Source organism: Lentibacillus songyuanensis (genome assembly GCF_039548255.1).
Classification (GTDB): Bacteria; Bacillota; Bacilli; order Bacillales; family Amphibacillaceae; genus Lentibacillus_C; species Lentibacillus_C songyuanensis.
Window position 1 is genome coordinate 366736 of record NZ_JBCLVH010000001.1, and the last position, 15011, is coordinate 381746.

Genomic DNA, 15011 nt, shown 5'->3' on the forward strand with positions numbered 1-15011 from the left:
CCCCCACATTTACAAGAAGGCGTCCGGGTCAATTCAAAGATACGGTGCGCTTACTATTCTTTTATTGCTAAGGGAGGGTTTTTAAACTTTTCCCCTTATATATGAGATACCAAGCAACAAAAACGGAATGGGATATAGAACAAACGTGTATGCGTATATGTTTGTCGCGAAATCCACCCTGAAATGTTCTTCTGTTATATAGTATGTAAATGGTACAATAAGTAAAATAAAACCAGTAAACCAACTACATTTTATCCATTTAGAAGAAATTTTTGTCGTCGTTATAGTATAGGCAATTCGAAAAAAGAGACTACAACGGATGTACACACCTAAGCACAAGAGAAGCAACGCGTAGATATCAAATCGATCAATAAAACCGAAGCTAATAACCCTTAGAATATTTAGTGCTGGATATGTAAATTCCCCAGCTGAGTTTATTCCAAATATCGTAATCACGCCAGTTGAAGTAGATAAAATCATGATCAAGTTTAATGCTATGCCAATGGTCCAGTATAAAAATATTCCTTTTTCGCGTACGTACTGAACAGGCACACATAATAAAAAAAGCAGTTCGATCCAGAAATTCACAAGTAATAAAGCACCGAAAAGGGTTGGACTAAAACCATATTCGAAAATCGGTAATAGTTGTGACCAATCCTTATGAGGGGTACTCAAAAACGTTATGAGTGGTCCCAATATGGCAGCAATCAGGGTTAATACACTTGCAGTTAAGGCAATTCTCTTTATACTTTTTAATGCCGCATATATGAAAAAAATGAGAAACCAAATAAGTATCGCTATTCGAGGTGTTTCAGGGAAAAAGGCAATATAAACAAAATCAACCAATATGGAAAAGGAAAAAATCGTTAAGAATAAAAAGTAGACAATAAAAATGATCATCATGATGGTACCGAAAAATGGACCTAAAATTTGTTTGAAAATATCCGAAACAGGTTGTTTCGGATATTTGCTCCGCAAACGATAAATGGCAACGATAAATAAAAATCCTGCCGGTGCTGATAAAATAGCAGAAATCCAAGCATCCCTTCCTGTGATATCAAGCAATACAGGGAGTAGCACAACGTGTCCCATAATTGGAAGTGTCATTATTATTAAAGAAAGTGTCTCCCACTTGGTTAACATGTTCATCCTCCTAATGCTTGCTTCAAAGCAGTTACATTTTAAAAGGTAAGGAAAGTATAAAAATCCAGGCTCTATTCTGCTCAAGCAAAAATAGGCCTTGTCCGGTTCCGGCACTTGCGCCTTTGTTCACTGATAAGGGTTGTTTTTTGTTTTTTTGTTTATTAACCCTGGATGCGTGATATCAGTCTGAACATGACAGGAAATATTCGCATTGGCAAAAATATCATCCCAATCGGATTGTATGTTTTTCCACTGTTTTGGATAGGCTTGGTACGTTTTAAGCCCAATCCCCGTAATATCTGTTTTCAACTCATGCTGAAGCTTTTCGAGAGTTTGTCTGAGTCGATTTTTAACTTCTTTCGATACTGTTTCTTCTGCTTTTTTAAACGATTGCTCACTGATTTCGTTTTTAATCGAGTTTTCTGCGAGCGTTCCTTCGATATCTATGTCAATAGTAACATCAAGTTGTTCCCCATCTAATTTTGGTGTTATGGTTGTTTCGGAATCTGTCACCTCAATTGCGATAACTTTTCCGTCTTTTAAAGGAATAGTGATACTTCCACCTTTAGCCTCATTTAAAAGTATATTTAATCCGACTGTATCAGCTGTATTCAGTTTTCCAATCATTTTATTATGCTTTATAACCGCCGTGCCCTCTAATGAAGTAACTTCTTGATTTCCTACCTTTTTTTTCGAAACCATTGGAACATAGGCACTATGGATTGGGCCATTGATTAAAGTGAAAAACTCGTAAAGGTTTATTGAACTAAACTCAGCCACATGTTTTGTTTGATTTAAAGCGGATACAATTTCTATAGATGACAGATCAGAATAAAGTGTCGTCGTATTAAAAATGTCCTCGGGATCATTTTTCGTAATGAATAAATAACTATTTAAACGAAACATTTGATCTCTTCCAGCTAAATCAAGTGGGGTGAGAAATTTTTCATCTTTCGCTAATTTCTCACTTACAACCCATATTTCATTGTGTTCGAAAAAGAGACGCCGCTTTGTATACTGAATCATTTCCCGAATTCCATCCATTAAGGAGTCTGTTTTACCTTCCAACACAATATGTTGGCTAACTTCACTTCCGCTGCTTTCCCCTTGAGTATCTGGACCAGTAGGCTTTATCATTTCGACAATCATTCTTAATTGATTGTCCGCTTTATCCAAGCCAACCCCCTGAACGATTATTGATTTATCAAGTTCTTGACTGCTCCAACAGCCTGTTAGTAATAATATGCACGGAAAAACAAGTAGAATTTTTTTCATTATTTATCACCTGTTTTAGGCAAGGATGTTATTTTTGTTGTTTTCTTAGTTGGAATGCTTTTAGGTCGTTGTTTTTGCCATCTTAGAGGAAGGCGAATGAATGTATCTTTTATATCCCGAAAATAAAAGGGTCCAAACGGCGCCATGTATGGGACACCAAGGGATGTCAGTGAAACCATATGTGTCAAGAGACCAAGTAACGCCATAAATAGGCCGTATGCCCCAAACATACTGCTTGCGATAAACAATCCTATACGAAGCAATGCCGTAACATCTGCAATAGGGGTAATAACAAATGTGGCTATATAGGATAATGACACGACAACAATGGTAGGTGCACCAACTAAACCAGCGGTAACGGATACTTCTCCAAGAATCAAGGCACCTACAATACTTAAAGCAGAACCGATTTGCACTGGAAGTCTTATACCAGCTTCACGAACAACTTCAAACATTAAAATCATGATTAAAATCTCCACAGAAAGTGGAAATGGTACCGTTTCACGTTCTTGTATGAGTGGAACAATTAAGTCTGTTGGAATCATTACTTTATGAAAATTAACAACTGCTATATATGTTGCTGGTAAAATGATACTAACAAAAAATGCCAAAAATCGTAGTAATCGAATGAACGAACTGTAATACGGACGGGATATATAGTCTTCTATGTTCTTCATGTTTTCAAGAAATAAAAGTGGTACATACAAACTAACAGGGTCACCGTCTGCGAGTATAATAACTCTGCCTTCCATTAATAATGAAGCTGCACTATCAGGTCGTTCGGTGTTTCCTATGGTTGGAAAGATAGCGAAAGGGTGATCCTCAATTAATTGTTCGATTTCACCGGAACTGTTGATAGCATCTAATTTAATTTTATGTAATCTTTGTTTCACACGTTTAACAAGGTTTGGATCAGCAATATCCTTCACATATCCGATGGTTATTTCTGTTTTACTGTATGCACCAATTTTGACAGATTCAAATTGTAAAGCAGGATGAGGGATTCTACGGCGCAATAGTGCGATGTTTGTTGTTGATGACTCAATGAAGCCAGCGTGGGCCCCTTTAACAACTTGTTCTGCTTTGGGTTCTTCGACAGAGCGGTTTTCATAAGCTGGTAAATCGAGTAGCAATCCATGGCTGTATCCATCAACTAAAAGTAAAACATGTCCTTTTAATATGAGATAGATCGATTTTTCTACATCTGCTGCTGTTTCAATTGTCTGAACAGAAATTTCTTCTTTCAGCCTTTTCAAATCTTCTCCTGGACGGTTGATGGGCCTATTCATTAATGGTTTTAATACATTATCGCGGATGGCATCCTCGTCTGTTAATCCATCAACTGCTACCAATAATGCCTTGATGTCATCTTGATCGTGAAAATGAATAGGGAATGAAGAAAAAATAATGTCTTTACTTGAACCAAATATTTTTTTTAGATGGGCTTCATTTTCATCCACTTTAGTTGAAAATAGTTCTGGATGATGGAAAGCTTTTTTGGGTTGATCCTTATTCCGTTTATGCTTTTTCGTGTTCTTCATTCGCAAAATTACACCTCGATCTGCTACTACATACACAACATGATAGTCTGCCTATTTCTAATCTTTATATGCATGATAAAGTATAGCCTATGGTGTCTGACTCTTCTCAATAGAAAGGAAAGGGAAGTTTACTTTCTTTCTATTCGGGTAATAATTTAGATGATATATATGGTGGAAGGGTACTACCTGCACATATAATGATCTCACCAAAAGGAAGGTGATGACGATGGAACCTTTAATGCTGCGTTTAGAAACGCAGGATTACGATAGGTTACTGGCAAAGACGACAAAGTTACATATGAAAAAAGGGAAAGTCATTTATCGAGAAGGTTTATTGTCAGAGTATCTATATTTCATTCAGGAGGGTGAGGTCCGTATTTTTAAAAACTTGGACCAAAATAGGGAGCTAACCCTCTACACACGGGAAAAAAATGATTGTTTCGGAGAGGATATATTTACAGGTGATCGATATTTTGCTACAGCGGAGGCAATGCAGGATAGTCTGCTATTATTTATTGAAAAGGCTGCCATCGAGTCTATTTTAGAAGCGAATGGGCGAATGTCCCTGCATTTTGCGAAATGGATTGCGGAAATGCTTGAGGCTAGTAAATCAGAGACACGAGACTTTTTAGCATTTGGTTCAGAGGGTGCAGTTGCATCAATGTTTGTTCGTTATGCCAATACATACGGCATTGTTACTCGGCACGGGATTCGGATTACCAGACCAATCGTCATCAGTGACCTAAGTAAGTACATTGGAATTTCCCGCGAAACGGTAAGCAGAATTGTTAACAGATGGAAATCGGAGGGAGTCATAGTAAATGACAATAAATTTAGTTTTCTAGTAAAAAATATGAGTTACTTTACATCACTTCTGGAATATGATCCGTGTGCGTTGGATGATTATGTACTGTAACCCTGTTGTGTTGCGATGGTTGGAATCGATCCGAAAATAGTGTCCTATCAACTATAAAAGGCTGTCCATTATCAGGACAGCCTTTTACCAATTCTATTGAAAGTAATCCAATAATCCATCTGTTACACCATCTGCCACCGCGTTTTGAAAAGAATCGGTTTGGATGTTGGCTAAATCGGTAGTGTTCGTAATAAAACCTAGCTCAAGCAAGATAGCTGGGTTACTGTTTTCGCGTAATACGTGATAGTCGCTCTTCATCACACCGCGACTATTGAGAACGATATGACGGCTCAATCCTGTTTGTACATCCTGCGCAAGCGTGTGATCATCACCTGCATAATAATACGTACTAAATCCATTAACTGCATTTTCTGGATAAGCGTTAAAATGTAAGCTGATAAAGGCATCAGCATTATTTGCTTCACTTTTGTTTACACGGTCTTGCAAGGGGATAAAGACATCATTCGTCCGTGTTTGGATTACCCTTGCTCCAGCATTCTGGAGCTTTTGAGCAACCTTCGCTGCAGTCGATAATGTATATTCCTTTTCGAAGCTGCCATCAAGTGCAATTGAACCAGGGTCTTTCCCCCCATGGCCCGGATCAAGTACAACGGTGTAACCGGAAAGCGACCCATTCGTTGTGGCTTTTGCGGCCACCTCCTGCTCATTTTTCGTTGTTGCTTGCTGTTCGGAAGCATTATCGGTTAGCCAAGACGCGATCCAGCCAATTTCCCCATTATCCAGGGCGACCTTAAACCAGCTGTTGCCTGTTTCTAGTAATGTGTATGAATCACCTGTTGTTGTGTATCCAATAATGTCATATTCTGTACCAGGGCCTGTCCGAACGCGTACATCATCTGACGTTACGGTTACGGTTTCCGTTGAGGTCTCCGTCGCTTGAGATTGGTCGTTATCCTCCGCCTGAGTTACAAACTGGGAAGCTACCCATGCTTCCTGTCCATCATAATAGGTTTGGAGCCAGCCGAACGATTCCTGAAATACAACGATCTGGTCCCCATTGTCTAATTGTCCGATAACATCAGCATCATGTGAAGGGGTCGCTCGGACATTTACCGATGAGCCGCCGACTTCGTATGTTTGTCCGCCTTCAGCATAACTTACAGAAGCATAAGAAAATAAAAGCCAAACCATTCCAATGCCTAAAGTGAATAAACAAATTTTCTTCAATATTGTTCCTCCTTCCGCTGAATAGTTGATAGAATTGTATCTACTTAATCGTATCCAATATAAGCAGTTGGTAAACTCATTTTACATAAATTAATGAAAAAGAACTAGGGAACATATGTTTAAATTGGCAAGATTTTCTTGTCCCGTTAAATGAATATATGGATGAAAGGATCGCTTGGAGAAAAATCTTATAGTAAGGGAGGCAGGCGATGGTTTTACATTTCGTTAATTAGACTATATCTTAACACCAAAATTTTTATTTCCCTGGCAATATTTTTACATGATTAGAGATTAATTGTAGGAATTAAAATAAAAGTCGCTGATGTTGTGTTGGTTTTACAGAGGATTATGGCAGGTTATATCAGAAATATATGCGGGTAAGAAAAGACAAGGACATGCTAATATGTACGCATGCCCTTGTTCTAACATTTAGGAAGGCAATCCTAAAATTGCTTTCGTTTCTAGATATTCTTCGATACCGAAATCACCCCACTCGCGGCCGATTCCAGATTGTTTGTACCCGCCAAATGGTGCTGAGAAATCTTTTCCGGCACTATTTACGGTAATCCGGCCAGCTTGGATGCTGGTGGCTACTTTGCGCAGTGTTTCAGGGTCTTTTCCAACCACATATCCCGCCAGACCATAAACCGTATCATTGGCAATCTCAATTGCTTCATCGATCGTTTCATAGGTGATAATCGACATGACGGGCCCAAATATTTCTTCCTGGGCTATCTGCATATCGTTGGTTACATCACTAAATACGGTGGGCTTGCAGAAATACCCTGTTTCCAGTCCATCTGGTTTTCCTGTTCCACCGGTGATTAGCGTTGCGCCTTCTTCCTTACCCTTTTCAATATATGATTGAACCCGATCCCACTGTTTTTTGGAAACAAGTGGCCCAATGAATGTTTTTTTACGAGGATCGCCAACAGGATACTCCGGAAGCACGTCTTTCACTGCTTGTTCAAATGAATCCTTGGTCGAGGAAGGCACGAGTATTCTTGTCGCTGCGGAACAAACTTGTCCAGTATTCATCGCTATATTTGATACAGCTGTTTTTGCGGCTTGTTCCATATCGGCATCCTCTAGTACAACAAGCGGTGATTTTCCTCCTAGTTCAAGCGCAAAGTTCTTAATGGTCTTTGCAGCATTTTCCATGATCTTCTGTCCAACGCCAACCGACCCGGTAAAGGAGACAAAATCAATATCCGGATGGGAACTAATACCGTCACCGATGACATCGCCAAGCCCGTTAACGAGATTGAAGACTCCTTTTGGAACGCCAGCAGCCTCAAATACCTCGGTTAAAATGATTGCTGCAAATGGCGTCAGTTCAGATGGCTTTAGTACAACTGGGCTGCCAGCAGCAAACGCACTGGCAATCTTCGTTGATGTTTGATTGGTAGGGAAATTCCACGGTGTAATCAGCCCGCTAACCCCAACCGTTTCCTTCACAAGTGTATGGTTACCGCGTTTTTCAATGAACGAAAAATCTTTTAATGATTCTGCAGCTTGCGAAAAATGTGCATAGCCCATTTCGTAATGGACCTTTTTTGAAATAGAAAGCGGGCAACCAAGCTCGTCGGTGATCGTTTCAATAATATCGTCTTTGCGCTTTTCATATTCAGCGGAAATTTTTTCAAGCAGGGCGATACGTTCTTCCTTCGTGGTTTGTGAAAAAGATGGGAGAGCAGCCCGCGCCGCCTTCACTGCCTTATCCAAGTCTTCCTTTGTTCCCAGACTGATCGTGCCTATCACTTCCTCTGTTGCTGGGTTGATGACATCGAGGGTATCTGAACCGGTAGATGCCACCCATTCACCATTAATAAAGTGTTTTAGTTGATTACGCATATTATGAACTCCTTTTATTAAAAAATGATATATTTTTTTTGGACTTCTATAAATGTTTAGCCAATACTTGCTTACTTCAAACATCTCATTCTATTTAGCTTATTACATGGATGAATTGATTATTCATCCATGTAATAAATCTATCATGCCCAAATCCACTTCCAAATCTCTTTTGGTGTTGCATTTTTTCCATATAATAGAATCCCCGTCTTGAATATTTTTCCGGCCAGTTTCATACATACCCAGACACTAACAATTAAAACAACTAATGCTATGCTGAGTTGCATCCATGGCCATTCGTCTACAAGTGATAGACGTAATAATAATACACCAGGTGAGGTGAACGGAATATACGAGCCAATTTGTGCTATCAATCCATTTGGGTCACTCAAAATTGGTCCGATAAAGACAAAAGGTAAAAATGGCAGCATTAGCACAAGGCCTTGGAAATTACCAGATGTCGAGATATCTTCAATCGTTGCACCAATCCCGACGAACAGGGAGGCAAATAATAGATAACCCAAAATAGCAATTCCTATTAAGATGATAAGCTCTGGTACTACTAAATAATCCATGATCGGGATATCGGTTTTCCAGATGAAAGCGGGCAGGGCAAACAAGAAAAAGACGACAACCTGGGTAATTCCTAATACGAAATAACCGAGGATTTTCCCCTGCATTAATTGTGCTGGGGTTAACGATGATAAAATGATTTCAGCTATCTTATCTTTCTTCTCCTGTGATGCACTTTGAAAAATCATCATCCCGGTAATCATGATCGAGAATAGAATAATACCAGCGAAGGCTCCTGGTACAATACGGGCCATACTTGGTTCGTTCTCTGTAACATTCACATTAGCTGAAGCCTCACCGATTGGAGCGGAATCAAATGTAATGCCATGTTGAATGACCTTCATTTCATCAGCGGATAACCCCAGTTGTTGAATCTGTAATTGCTTTAAGGGCTGCTCTAGAAACTGCACTTCATTGGTAGCCAATTCTATTTCTGGGAATATCCTGGTGTCCCTTGAAAGTAATCGTTCCTTCATCTGGATACATGATTCCCATGATATTGCGGATTGTCGTTGATTTCCCTGCACCATTCGGACCTAAGATGGCCATGATTTCCCCTTTTCGGACGTCAAACGAGATATTTTTAATAATTTGTTTGTCTTTAAAGGCCTTTCCTAAATTACTTACTGAAACAATCGATTCCATCGCCACTTATCCATCTCTTCCTTCCGCTAATAGATACGTAATAATTTCTTCTAACCGTAGTGCCGCCTGATCCGTCCATTCGATATTATTTTCGAGGAGAAACTGCTCGGTCGCTTCGGGCTGATTCGATGTTAAATAGTTTTTAACCCTAGTGAGTTCCCCAGGTACAGGTATTTCCGGAATTGCTTCTTGAAGCCAATAGCGTTTATAGTTCTCTGTCAATTCATCCTTCTCATAGGTGCCAAGCCATTTTCCATCACGCAGCACACATAAATAGTCTGCAAGTTTCATCATATCTTCGGCCTGATGACTGGCAAAAACAATCGCATGGTCACCACGATCCATCCAGTCAACCAGGAAATCCATAAGATATTTTTTCGCCAGAATATCCATGAAAGCTGTCGGCTCATCTAGCAACAGTAATGGCGTATTGCGGGGGATGGTTAAAGCAAGGTTGAGTTTCTGCTGTACCCCCTGCGACAATTTTTGATAGCGTTTGTTTAATGGTATGTCGAATTTACGGACCATTTCTGTAAATAATGCATCATCCCAGTTAGGATATAAGTCTGCGATTAAGGCTTGTAATTGACTGCCCGTGTATGGGTCATAACCAATTGTTGTTTGTGCTTGATAGGCTATTTTGTCCTTCCATGATTCATCCGGTTCATAGACAAACTTGTCGAATACTTTAATATTTCCTGTGTCCGGATTTACCAGATTCATGATCAATTTTAGTAACGTACTTTTACCGGATCCATTATTGCCGACTAGTGTCGTAATCGTTCCGGGTTCAATCGACAAATCGATTGGCCCAAGCCGAAAATCATCGACCTTTTTCTGTAATTGAGTAATATCTAACCAGCCGTACATGGTTTATTCTCCTTTCTCACGGTGACTATCAAGAATTTCGTGAAATATTTCTTTAATTTGTTCTAGCGAATAGTCATATTGCAGGGCAGATTCAACGGCATGTTCGATCGTCTGGTAGACCGAGGATATTTTCACCTGGTGTTTTTTGTCATCCGCCACATCCGCTACGAACGTACCTTTTCCTTGGGTAGTACGGATAAACCCCTGCTGTTCGAGGTTCTGATAAGCCCTTCTTGTTGTGATGATACTGACTTCCAAATTCTTGGAAAGGGATCGAATGGAAGGCAATGGTGTACCCGCGGTCAAATGTCCCCCAGCAATTAACGCCTTTAGTTGATTCTCAATTTGGTGATAAATCGGTTCTCTTGTGTCCTTGGAAAGATGGATTGGCAGTTCCACAAATACACCCTCCTCTCCTACAAATAATCAAATTTAGCCATTGATTTGCGAGCATAACGTAAATAATAGATAATTCCTAAAACCGCCAAAATGATCGATATTAAGCTTGAGACGAGTGGCCACTTTTGGGCAAGGATAACGGTCCAATAAAAAATGCTGTATTCTGTGAAACGTGGAATAAGATCAACAATGATCAATATGCCGCCCATGATCCATACAAAGCTCAGCACCATGGACTTTACGTTTCCTTTTTTCATACCGGCCTCACTCGCCGGGAAACAGTAGCCGGCGTAAAACCCAAATGACAGCCAAATCACAGCTAAACTAATATAGGAACTAGGGGATAACGCATGCTGAATACCTGGTGTTATCGGATAAAGACAAATTAAAAAAGCTAACTGAAATGGAAAGGAATAGACAAAATGGATAATGAATCTGCTTTTGATAATCGTTTCTTTTTTAATTGCCAATTGGTGTAACATGACAAATGTTGGAGAAGCCACGATATTTTTATTCATTTGGCTTAGTTGAAACCCTTTCGACTTCACTGTCACCATAATGAAGGATGAAAAGATATAGAAAACAAAAATATCAAATAGACCGGTTTTTTTATCCACATCGTAATTTAGGACTGTCGAAAAAAATATTAACATCAAAAGGAAAAATAAGAACAAGACTAAAAAGCTCCCTTTAGAGGCCTTTAGCTCGAATGTTGCCAATCCAAAGGCCTGTTTCCAATCCTTCATAAAAAATCCTCCTCATTTAGTGTTATACTGTATATATGTTTATACACAGTATATGTTTGAGTTTCAAAAAAGTCAACAGAGAATTTCTCAAAGGGCAATAAAAAAGAAGTGCAACATAGAATTTGCACTTCTTTCTAAATGGAATCAATTAGATATCTTACTGCTCTTGAGCATAGGCGTATTAGCCAGTAAATTACTCGAGGGAAAAACAGAACGAGGTCAATGAAAAAATCGAGAACATGAAACCAATTGTTTGATTTGCCAATTTCTCGCCGTCTTCGCTCATTTCGTTCATCACGAAAGCGTCTCAACCGACCACTCCTTAACCATCACGATGCTTAAACAACACCTTCACGGATCATGGCATCGCCGACTTTGATAAATCCGCAAATATTTGCACCGACATCCAAATTGCCGGGATAGCCGTATTCTTCTGCTGCGTTTATACTGTTGCGATAGATGTTGAACATGATTTCTTGCAGCTTTTTGTCTACCTTTTCGAAAGGCCAGGAGAGCTTCATGCTGTTTTGTGCCATCTCTAAGGCCGACACAGCTACGCCACCAGCGTTAGCGGCCTTTGCAGGGCCAAATAGTATATGGCTTTCATTAAACAGATCGATTGCTTCTTGATTAGATGGCATATTAGATCCTTCAGCAACCACTTTCACACCATTTTTAATGAGTGTTTTTGCAATATCGGCATCAATTTCATTTTGTGTTGCACACGGCAGAGCGATATCACATGGTACATTCCAGATTTCTGCACAGTTATCATGGAAAACAGCATGTGGGTGTTCGTCGAGATAAGCGGATACGCGACCATTCCCGCTAAATTTCAGACGTTTAATTGTTTCCAGATTAATCCCTTGTTCATCATAAATATAGCCGGTTGAATCACTGCATGCGACAACCTTGGCACCGAGTTCCATCGCTTTTTCCATCGCATAAATAGCAACATTACCCGCCCCTGAGACAACGACATTACTGCCCTCAAAGGTTAATCCCAGATCGTGCATCATATTATTCGCAAAATAGATTAATCCATATCCGGTTGCTTCCGGCCGAACCAGACTGCCGCCAAACCGTACATCTTTGCCGGTTAAAACGCCTGGTTCATATGCACGGCGCGAGCGCTTGTATTGACCAAACATAAAGCCGATTTCTCGTGCTCCGACACCGATATCTCCAGCGGGGATATCCACATTTGGACCAATATGATTGACAAGTTCCGTCATGTAGCTTTGACAAAAACGCATGATTTCATTGTCGGACTTTCCTTTTGGATTGAAGTCAGCGCCACCTTTACCCCCACCAATCGGCTGTCCAGTTAATGCATTTTTAAAAATTTGTTCAAAACCAAGAAATTTGATAATACTTGTATTGACGGTTGGATGAAAGCGTGTACCGCCTTTATATGGCCCAATGCTTGAATTAAATTGGACACGAAAACCTCTGTTTACCTGAACATTCCCATTATCATCTACCCATGGAACACGAAAAGTAATTAATCTTTCCGGTTCAGAAATACGCTCCAATATGCCATTTTTCATGTACTTTGGATGCTTGGCGAAGACCGGTACCAATGATGAAAATATGTGTTTCGCGGCTTGGTGGAATTCCATTTCACCTGGATTTCTTGTTTGGACGGTTTTAAATACGCTGTCGACATAGTCTTTTGCACGTTTTAACGTATCATCTGTAATATTTTGAGTAGTTAGCATATATTTTCCCCTTTCATGTTACACAAAAAATGTAAAAATAATGGTACCGTTTTGAAATGACGGACCACGTTCAAAGCTGAACATTCAAATTTTAAAGAATTAAGTAGAGTGAAACGATTAATAATGGTGGCGTGAATGGGTACGTGCTCAAGGTATACCGCGAAAGAGTCTTCGTGAAATGAAATATTATTTTTATAAATAAACAGTTTACAGTATTTTTATAAGGAATGCAAGTGATTAGATAAAATTATTGCGCAATTTAGTAAATAAGTGGGTGCACATGCTGATTTACGTACTTAACATATTGGACGGCTGTGAATAGCGAATTTGTCGTTCCCATGCTAGGATAAAAGAAAAGAAAACGAACGTGGAGGTGCCGGGATGCAAAAAGGTATGACAGCATTTGCGCTTGCTAAACAAATTAGAGAAAAAAGCCTCTCGCCCGTTGAGGTGATGGATTACTATTTTCAACAAATAGACATGTATAATCCGGTGGTGAACGCCATGATTACATTAAATCCTGATGCTCGAAAGGAGGCAGTTGAAAAGGAAGCGGCAGTGCAACAAGGAAAAAAGTTCGGTCCACTTCATGGGGTGCCGGTTGCGATCAAGGATTTAACCCCCACAAAAGGAATTAAAACCACTTTCGGTACTAAATTATTTGCCAATCATATCCCAGACCGTGATGCTACAATCGTTAACCGGTTAAAAGCTGCTGGTGCAATTATCCTTGGGAAGACAAATACCCCGGATTTTGGCCATAAAGGTACAACGGACAATACCCTGTTTGGCGCAACAAAAAATCCATGGAATACAACAAAGACAGCTGGTGGTTCGAGTGGTGGATCAGCAGCAGCGGTTGCCGCTGATATGGTACCACTTGCTGAAGGCAGTGATGGGGGCGGGTCGATTCGAATTCCTGCCAGTTTTTGTGGTGTATATGGATTCAAACCAACTTATGGGAGAATACCAATGGATAACGACCTGCAAAATGTGTTTGGGTCGAATAACCCGTTTGTGAACCATGGTGCCTTATCCCGGTCGGTAAAAGATGCTGCATTGTTTGTGGATGTAACCCAAGGCCTATCAGCTACTGACCCATTTTCATTACCTCGCTTTGATCAGCCGTTGATGGAGCAAATGGAGGGTTCATTAGAGGGGATAAAAATCGCGTATACGGCTGATTTTGGCATGTATACAGTAGATCCCGAAGTACGTGCGATCATGGAACAGCAGGTGGCCGTCTGGCGTGCGTTGGGTTGTGACGTGGAGGAAGTTTCCATGGAATTCGGCATGACTTTGCATACGTTTCTTGGCTTCTTCAAAAATATGTGGTATGCAGCCGCAGCAGCCGGTGGCAAGGACGTACTTGAACAAACACCAGAACTGATCACCCCTTCATACCGGACCATGATCGAACGGGGCTTTTCGGTAACAACAAGTGATTATCTTAATTATCAGTCCAAGCGCGCAACGGTTTGGCATGTGCTCCAGCATTACTTGAAGGATTACGATTTACTGATGTCCCCTACGCTGGCGATCCCTGCATTTAATTACCAGCTATTAGGGCCGGAAACCATACAAGGTAAACCAATCGAAGCAGACTCGGATTGGATGATGACCCATATCTATAATATGACCGGACTTCCAGCAGCTTCCATACCTGCAGGAATCGCGAAGGATGGATTACCTGTGGGTATGCAGATCGCTGGCAACCGGTTTGCGGATGGACTCGTGTTACGGGCGAGTCAAGGATATGAAATGATTACTGGCGGATTTCAAAGTCCCGATTTGTCGTTTGTGAGACAAAAGTAATGAGTTGTTAAATGGAAAAGATGCTGAAGGAAAGAGGCTGCTGAAAAAGTGAAATAGACTCGTTTGGAAACCTATGCACCTCACACATTTCATACTTGCTCTTCAACGATTGATGCCTACTGCCGCACGATTCAGGCCCGTTCTCGCACGATTCGAGTCTGCTGCCGCACGATTCAGGTCTGTTCTCGCACGATTCGAGCCCGCTGCCGCACGATTTGGGTCCGTTCTTGCACGATTCGGGCCTGCTCTCGCACGTTTCAAGCCGTTTTCTTCCAAACGATTATGAAAGGTACTTTTTCAGCGGCCTCTTCTTCTATCACAATTC

At 40.5% G+C, this 15011-nt stretch carries 14 protein-coding genes; 2 read left to right on the plus strand and 12 right to left on the minus strand.

The window, feature by feature from the left end:
* Nucleotides 1-81: 81 nt before the first annotated feature.
* The 3 genes from WMZ97_RS01730 to WMZ97_RS01740 form a co-directional block, all read right to left on the minus strand.
* Nucleotides 82-1143, minus strand: coding sequence for a GerAB/ArcD/ProY family transporter (locus tag WMZ97_RS01730; RefSeq protein ID WP_343270321.1), 1062 nt, complete (start codon nt 1141-1143; stop codon nt 82-84).
* A gap of 126 nt (nt 1144-1269) precedes the next feature.
* Nucleotides 1270-2418 carry a Ger(x)C family spore germination protein gene (locus WMZ97_RS01735; RefSeq protein ID WP_343270322.1) on the minus strand — a complete coding sequence of 383 codons (1149 nt, stop codon included), beginning with the start codon at nt 2416-2418 and terminating at the stop codon, nt 1270-1272.
* On the minus strand, nt 2418-3959 hold the full coding sequence (locus WMZ97_RS01740) for a spore germination protein (protein ID WP_343270323.1): 1542 nt from the start codon (nt 3957-3959) through the stop codon (nt 2418-2420). The genes WMZ97_RS01735 and WMZ97_RS01740 overlap by 1 nt, the downstream gene beginning before the upstream one ends.
* A 226-nt stretch (nt 3960-4185) precedes the next feature.
* Between WMZ97_RS01740 and WMZ97_RS01745 the strand changes: the two genes are divergently transcribed.
* Entirely contained in the window at nt 4186-4875 is a 690-nt protein-coding gene (locus tag WMZ97_RS01745; protein ID WP_343270324.1) for a Crp/Fnr family transcriptional regulator, read from the plus strand.
* A gap of 93 nt (nt 4876-4968) precedes the next feature.
* Here WMZ97_RS01745 and WMZ97_RS01750 read toward each other — a convergent pair whose 3' ends face one another.
* The 8 genes from WMZ97_RS01750 to gdhA all read right to left on the minus strand — a co-directional run bounded on the left by WMZ97_RS01750 (nt 4969) and on the right by gdhA (nt 12871).
* Nucleotides 4969-6063, minus strand: coding sequence for an N-acetylmuramoyl-L-alanine amidase (locus WMZ97_RS01750; RefSeq protein ID WP_343270325.1), 1095 nt, complete (start codon nt 6061-6063; stop codon nt 4969-4971).
* Nucleotides 6064-6492: 429 nt separating this feature from the next.
* The gene (locus WMZ97_RS01755; protein WP_343270326.1) at nt 6493-7917 is read right to left on the minus strand and encodes an aldehyde dehydrogenase family protein; all 1425 of its coding nucleotides are present in this window, start codon (nt 7915-7917) and stop codon (nt 6493-6495) included.
* Between the two features lie 143 nt (nt 7918-8060).
* A complete protein-coding gene (locus WMZ97_RS01760; RefSeq protein ID WP_343270327.1) occupies nt 8061-8966 on the minus strand; it encodes an ABC transporter permease in 906 nt (301 codons plus the stop codon).
* The gene (locus WMZ97_RS01765) at nt 8902-9135 is read right to left on the minus strand and encodes an ATP-binding cassette domain-containing protein (RefSeq protein WP_343270380.1); all 234 of its coding nucleotides are present in this window, start codon (nt 9133-9135) and stop codon (nt 8902-8904) included. Before WMZ97_RS01765 ends, WMZ97_RS01760 begins: the two co-directional genes overlap by 65 nt.
* A 6-nt stretch (nt 9136-9141) precedes the next feature.
* Nucleotides 9142-10005: an ABC transporter ATP-binding protein gene (locus tag WMZ97_RS01770; RefSeq protein WP_343270328.1), complete on the minus strand. Its 864-nt coding sequence runs from the start codon at nt 10003-10005 to the stop codon at nt 9142-9144.
* A 3-nt stretch (nt 10006-10008) separates the two neighbouring features.
* Nucleotides 10009-10404 (minus strand): GntR family transcriptional regulator, encoded by a 396-nt coding sequence (locus WMZ97_RS01775; RefSeq protein ID WP_343270329.1) that lies wholly within the window; start codon nt 10402-10404, stop codon nt 10009-10011.
* 17 nt (nt 10405-10421) lie between these two features.
* Nucleotides 10422-11150: a hypothetical protein gene (locus WMZ97_RS01780; RefSeq protein ID WP_343270330.1), complete on the minus strand. Its 729-nt coding sequence runs from the start codon at nt 11148-11150 to the stop codon at nt 10422-10424.
* Between the two features lie 338 nt (nt 11151-11488).
* A complete protein-coding gene (gene gdhA / locus WMZ97_RS01785) occupies nt 11489-12871 on the minus strand; it encodes an NADP-specific glutamate dehydrogenase (RefSeq protein WP_343270331.1) in 1383 nt (460 codons plus the stop codon).
* 381 nt (nt 12872-13252) lie between these two features.
* On the opposite strand from gdhA, the gene WMZ97_RS01790 reads away from it, so the two are divergent.
* Complete coding sequence (locus WMZ97_RS01790; protein ID WP_343270332.1) at nt 13253-14686, plus strand: amidase; 1434 nt, start codon at nt 13253-13255, stop codon at nt 14684-14686.
* A gap of 102 nt (nt 14687-14788) precedes the next feature.
* Here WMZ97_RS01790 and WMZ97_RS01795 read toward each other — a convergent pair whose 3' ends face one another.
* Complete coding sequence (locus WMZ97_RS01795) at nt 14789-14947, minus strand: hypothetical protein (RefSeq protein ID WP_343270333.1); 159 nt, start codon at nt 14945-14947, stop codon at nt 14789-14791.
* Nucleotides 14948-15011 lie beyond the last annotated feature (64 nt).

What these genes read in the sequence shown, in the direction of transcription:
- WMZ97_RS01730 (WP_343270321.1), bottom strand. Translation starts at nt 1,143, where the DNA reads ATGTTAACCAAGTGGGAGACACTTTCTTTAATAATAATGACACTTCCA.
- WMZ97_RS01735 (WP_343270322.1), bottom strand. Translation starts at nt 2,418, where the DNA reads ATGAAAAAAATTCTACTTGTTTTTCCGTGCATATTATTACTAACAGGC.
- WMZ97_RS01740 (WP_343270323.1), bottom strand. Translation starts at nt 3,959, where the DNA reads ATGAAGAACACGAAAAAGCATAAACGGAATAAGGATCAACCCAAAAAA.
- WMZ97_RS01745 (WP_343270324.1), top strand. Translation starts at nt 4,186, where the DNA reads ATGGAACCTTTAATGCTGCGTTTAGAAACGCAGGATTACGATAGGTTA.
- WMZ97_RS01755 (WP_343270326.1), bottom strand. Translation starts at nt 7,917, where the DNA reads ATGCGTAATCAACTAAAACACTTTATTAATGGTGAATGGGTGGCATCT.
- WMZ97_RS01760 (WP_343270327.1), bottom strand. Translation starts at nt 8,966, where the DNA reads ATGAAGGAACGATTACTTTCAAGGGACACCAGGATATTCCCAGAAATA.
- WMZ97_RS01765 (WP_343270380.1), bottom strand. Translation starts at nt 9,135, where the DNA reads ATGGAATCGATTGTTTCAGTAAGTAATTTAGGAAAGGCCTTTAAAGAC.
- WMZ97_RS01770 (WP_343270328.1), bottom strand. Translation starts at nt 10,005, where the DNA reads ATGTACGGCTGGTTAGATATTACTCAATTACAGAAAAAGGTCGATGAT.
- WMZ97_RS01780 (WP_343270330.1), bottom strand. Translation starts at nt 11,150, where the DNA reads ATGAAGGATTGGAAACAGGCCTTTGGATTGGCAACATTCGAGCTAAAG.
- gdhA (WP_343270331.1), bottom strand. Translation starts at nt 12,871, where the DNA reads ATGCTAACTACTCAAAATATTACAGATGATACGTTAAAACGTGCAAAA.
- WMZ97_RS01790 (WP_343270332.1), top strand. Translation starts at nt 13,253, where the DNA reads ATGCAAAAAGGTATGACAGCATTTGCGCTTGCTAAACAAATTAGAGAA.